The sequence below is a fragment of the Micromonospora endophytica genome (assembly GCF_003236305.1).
GTDB lineage: Bacteria > Actinomycetota > Actinomycetes > Mycobacteriales > Micromonosporaceae > Micromonospora > Micromonospora endophytica.
The window spans coordinates 1-4,455 of the sequence record NZ_POTX01000353.1; the positions used below are offsets into that span (position 1 = coordinate 1).

General features: G+C 71.8%; 5 protein-coding genes and 1 pseudogene. All 6 read right to left on the bottom strand.

Going from position 1 to position 4,455, the window contains the following annotated elements; all coding sequences use genetic code 11:
- Positions 1-92: 92 nt before the first annotated feature.
- Positions 93-944 (bottom strand): bifunctional DNA-formamidopyrimidine glycosylase/DNA-(apurinic or apyrimidinic site) lyase, encoded by an 852-nt coding sequence (gene mutM, locus C1I93_RS28755; protein WP_111246400.1) that lies wholly within the window; start codon positions 942-944, stop codon positions 93-95.
- A gap of 169 nt (positions 945-1,113) precedes the next feature.
- Positions 1,114-1,905 (bottom strand): annotated as a pseudogene (rnc, locus tag C1I93_RS28760) (ribonuclease III); the annotation flags it as partial.
- Positions 1,902-2,855 carry a phosphate acyltransferase PlsX gene (locus C1I93_RS28765; protein WP_223256421.1) on the bottom strand — a complete coding sequence of 318 codons (954 nt, stop codon included), beginning with the start codon at positions 2,853-2,855 and terminating at the stop codon, positions 1,902-1,904. The gene C1I93_RS28765 and the pseudogene rnc, both read right to left, overlap by 4 nt.
- 129 nt (positions 2,856-2,984) lie before the next feature.
- Positions 2,985-3,158 (bottom strand): 50S ribosomal protein L32, encoded by a 174-nt coding sequence (gene rpmF / locus C1I93_RS28770; protein WP_013732077.1) that lies wholly within the window; start codon positions 3,156-3,158, stop codon positions 2,985-2,987.
- Between the two features lie 5 nt (positions 3,159-3,163).
- Complete coding sequence (locus C1I93_RS28775; protein WP_111246402.1) at positions 3,164-3,727, bottom strand: YceD family protein; 564 nt, start codon at positions 3,725-3,727, stop codon at positions 3,164-3,166.
- 132 nt (positions 3,728-3,859) lie between these two features.
- Positions 3,860-4,357, bottom strand: a complete 498-nt coding sequence (locus C1I93_RS28780; RefSeq protein WP_111246403.1) for an SPFH domain-containing protein — start codon at positions 4,355-4,357, stop codon at positions 3,860-3,862.
- Between the last annotated feature and the right edge of the window lie 98 nt (positions 4,358-4,455).

The following is a 4,455-nucleotide window of genomic DNA, read 5'->3' on the forward strand; positions in this document are numbered from 1 at the left end:
ACCCTGACCCGTCCCGTCCCGTCCCCACTCGGCTGCGTTGATCAAGAGGTTCTGGTCTGAGAGAGCGTTCTCGGCTGACGGAAACTTCTTGATCAACGCTGCGGGCGGGGGCGGGTTTGGCAGCGGGGACAGCTGTACGACGACCGGTTCATGAACGCCTCGCGCCGGATCGGGGCGCCGCAGCGGCGGCAGGGCTGTCCCTCGCGACCGTAGACGTTCAACGACCTGTCGAAGTAGCCGCTCTCGCCGTTGACGTTGACGTAGAGGGCGTCGAAGCTGGTGCCACCTGCGGTGATGGCCTCACCGAGCACGTCCCGGACGTGACCGAGCAGCCGCAGTGCGGCCGGTCCCGTAAGCGCCTCGCTCGACCGGGTGCCGTGCAGCCCCGCGCGCCACAGCGCCTCGTCGGCGTAGATGTTGCCCACCCCGGAGATCAGCGTCTGGTCCAGCAACGCGCGCTTGACCTCGGTACGCCGCCGCCGCAACGCCGCCACGAACTGCGCGTCGGAGAACTCCTCGTCGATGGGATCCCGGGCGATGTGCGCGATTTCCGCGGGAAGCGTCGCACCGCCCTCGCTCACCGACAGCCCGCCGAACGTACGCTGATCGACAAAGCGCAGCTCAGGGCCGTCATCGGTGAAGCGGAAGCGTACCCGCAGGTGCGTCTCGTCGGGCGCGCTGGCCGGTTGCAGGAGCAGCTGCCCCGACATGCCCAGGTGTCCGATCACCGCGTCACCGCTGTCTAGCGGCAGCCAGAGATACTTGCCGCGGCGACGTACGTCGAGCACGGTCCGGCCAGCCAGGACGTCGGCGAAGTGGGCGCCCCCCGGCGCGTGCCGACGCACCGCACGAGGGTGACGCACCTCGACCGAGCCGATCCGTCGGCCGGTGACCCAGCGGGCCAGTCCCTGGCGGACGGTCTCCACCTCGGGCAGCTCAGGCACCGCGCGCCTCGGCCTGCGCCGGGTGCCTGTCGACAGCCTGCGCCGCGTCAACCGACTGGGCCGGGTCAACCGCCTGGGCCGCGTCAACCGCCTGCGCTGCGTCGACCACCTGGGCCGGGTCGGCGGGCGGGGATCCGGCCTCGGCCACCTCGGCGGCGACCGGTTGCCCGGCGCCGTCCGCACCATCCGCCACCGCCGCCGGCTCAGCCATCTCAGCCGGCTCAGCCATCTCAGCCGTCTCGGCCTGCTCGGCCGTGTCGGTGAGCGTCCGCCACGCGGATTCCGCCGCCCGCTGCTCGGCTTCCTTCTTGCTGCGGCCCTCGGCACCGCCGTACCGGTTGCCGGCGACCACCACCCAGGCGGTGAAGGTCTTCAGATGGTCCGGGCCGGTGCCCTCGATCCGGTACTCCGGCACACCGAGGCCGAGCGCGGCAGTCAACTCCTGGAGGCTGGTCTTCCAGTCCAGGGCGGCACCCCGGCCGGCCGACTCGGCCATCAGCGGGTCGAACAGCCGGTGGATGACGATGGCGGCGGTGTCCAGCCCGTACTGGAGGTAGATCGCGCCGAGCAGCGCCTCCAGGGTGTCGGCGAGGATGCTCGCCTTGTCCCGGCCGCCGGTGGTCTCCTCCCCCTTGCCGAGCAGGAGGTACGCGCCGAGCCCGTCCGGACCCAGGCCACGGGCCACGTCAGCGAGGGCACGCATGTTGACCACGCTGGCCCGCAACTTGGCCAGTTGCCCCTCCGGCAGATCCGGGTGGTTGTGGAACAGCGCCGTGGTGATCACCACGCCGAGTACCGAGTCGCCCAGGAACTCCAACCGCTCGTTGGTGGGCAGGCCGCCGTTCTCGTACGCGTACGAGCGGTGGGTCAGGGCCCGCTCCAGCAGGTCAGGATCCATCGAGACGCCGAAGGCAGCCTCGAGATGGCCGATGGTGGGCCGCCGTCGCTTGTCGTTGCTCATGATGTGCGTACCTCGGTGTCGGTGGTGCGGACGTGGCGTTCCCGGGCGAGCACCGCGGCGACCCGGGCGACGGCGTTCTGCCGCCAGAGCTGGGCGGCGAGCGCGATGCCGGAGGCGATGTCGTCGGCGCTGGCCGCACCGTGGCAGACCACCACGGTGCCGGCCACCCCGAGCAGGGTGGCGGCCCGGGGCGCAGCTCCGCCGGGTGGCGGCCCGCCAGCCAGGGCGTACGCGCTCTCCACCGCCTTGAGCAGCACATTGCCGGTGAAGCCGTCAGTGACCACCACGTCGGCGCGGGTGCCGCGGCAGACGTCGTACCCCTCGACCAGCCCGACGTAGCGGGCCCCACCGGGCAGTTCGGCGGTGCTGAGCACCGGGTCGGTCAGGCGGCGGGCCCGGTCGCCCTTGCCTGGTTCGGTGCCGACGGAGAGCAGGCCCACCCGGGGTGCGGCCAGGCCGTGCGCGATCGCGGCGTAGGCGGCACCGAGCACGGCGTGCCGGGCGAGGGTCGCCGCGCTCGGCTCCAGCGAACCACCGACGTCCAGGAGCAGGACCGGCCCGGCCACGGCCGGGAGCGCGGCCACCAGAGCCGGGCGGCGGACCTCGGGCCAGCGGCCGAAACCGAGCGCGGCGGCGGTGACGGTGGCGCCGGTGGAGCCGGCGGAGATCAGGGCATCGGCCTGCCCGGACCGGACGGCGGCGACGGCCGCGCGAATCGTGGTGTCGGCACGGGCGGCGGTGAGGTCCTCGGCCATGCCGACGGCGTTGTGAACGGGACGCACGGTGATCCGGACGCGTTCGGCCGGGTCGAGGGCGTCGATGAGCGCGCCGGCCGCCTCTGGCGGGCCGACGAGCAGCAGGTGCAGGTCAGGGTCGACACGCACCGCCCGTAGAGCGCCGTCCACCACGACGGCGGGAGCATCGTCCCCGCCGAGGAGGTCAACGGCGATCCGTGCGGTGCCCGGCTGCTTCGCGACGCCGGCCGGGGCGAGCCGGCCGGCGTCGGCGGGAGCAACGGGCGATCGCCGGGTGGTGCGCGACGCCCGACCCGTGGTCGGAGACGTCACTCGGCGTCCGGATCAGACCTCGAGGACCTGGCGGCCGTTGTAGGTGCCGCAGACGGAGCAGGCGGCGTGCGGCAGCTTCGGGGACTTGCACTGCGGGCAGGCCACGGTCGCGACCGCCGCGGCCTTCCAGTTCGCCCGGCGGGACCGGGTGTTGCTGCGCGACATCTTGCGCTTGGGGACGGCCACGGTTCTTACTCCTCTGTACGGGTCAGTTGCGACAGGCCCGCCCAACGCGGGTCGATCTGCTGGTGGCTGTGGTCGGCCGGCAGATCGTCCCAGTGCACCCCACAGTCGGGGCACAGGCCCGGGCAGTCCTGCCGGCAGAGCGGGTTGGTCGGCAGCGCCAGCACCACCGCGTCCCGCACCGCCGGTTCCAGGTCGATCAGGTCTCCCTGCATCCGACCGACCTCATCCTCCTCGGTGGTGACATCCGTGGTGCTGTTCTCGTACGCGTACAGCTCCTGGATCGTCACCGCCACCGAGTCGTTGATCTCGCGCAGGCAGCGACCGCACTCGCCGCGGACCGGACCGCTGACGGTCCCCGAGACGAGCACGCCCTCGGACACCGACTCCATCCGCAGATCGAGCTCGAGGTCCGCGCCCTCCGGCACGGCGATCAACTCCCCGCCGAGGTCCGACGGCGCCGGAACCACCCGGTTGACGGTACGCAACGCACCAGGCCGACGCGGCAGTTCCCTCGTGTCGAGGACCAGCGGCGACCTGGGGTCGAGTGAGACAGGTGATTGTTTAGGCATAGTTAGACTCCGGCCGGTGAGAGGCCGACAAGCGAGATTACCTGCACCAGCGCCGGACCGTCGAATCGGGGGCGGCCGACCGGGGCATCGTCACTGCTGACGGGCGGTCCACGGCGACCGCCCTGGTGTGCTTCAGAAGGGCAGCGGGCGTTCCGCCTCGTCGCCGCCGAAGGTGCCGATCTCCCGCAGCGCGTGCATCTTGTCCCGTCCGCGCTCGATGGAGGCCAGCGCCCGGGTGAGGAACTGCTCGAAGTTGGCGAGCGCGGTGTCGACGTAGTCGTCGACCTCCTCGCGAAGGCGTTGCGCCTCGGCGCGCGCCTCGGCGATGATCCGGGCACCCTCGTGCTCGGCGGAGACGGTGATCTCGTTCACCGACACCAGTCGGGCGTGTTCCGCCTCACCCTCGCTGATGATCCGGTCGGCTTCCCGCTTGCCGGCCTCCATGATCTTGTCCCGCTCCTCCAGCAGGGCAGCGGCCCGGCGCAGGTCGGCGGGCAGCTCGGCGCGCAGCTCGTCCAGGGCCGCGATCATCTCGCCCCGATCGACCATGCAGTTGTTGCGCGACATGGGCACGGAGCGCGCCTGCTCCACCATGGCGATGAGTTCGTCAATGCGGTCGAGCGGGTCCACCGGCACCTCACTCCTGTCATTCGTCGGGGCGACCTACATCATGCGGGCAGCGCCCCGGTTCCCGCCTCACCCAATAATGTCGTCCCATTCGCCCACCC

Excerpts from the sequence above, each read along its gene's own strand:
- C1I93_RS28775 (WP_111246402.1), bottom strand. The coding sequence starts at position 3,727 with ATGCCTAAACAATCACCTGTCTCACTCGACCCCAGGTCGCCGCTGGTC.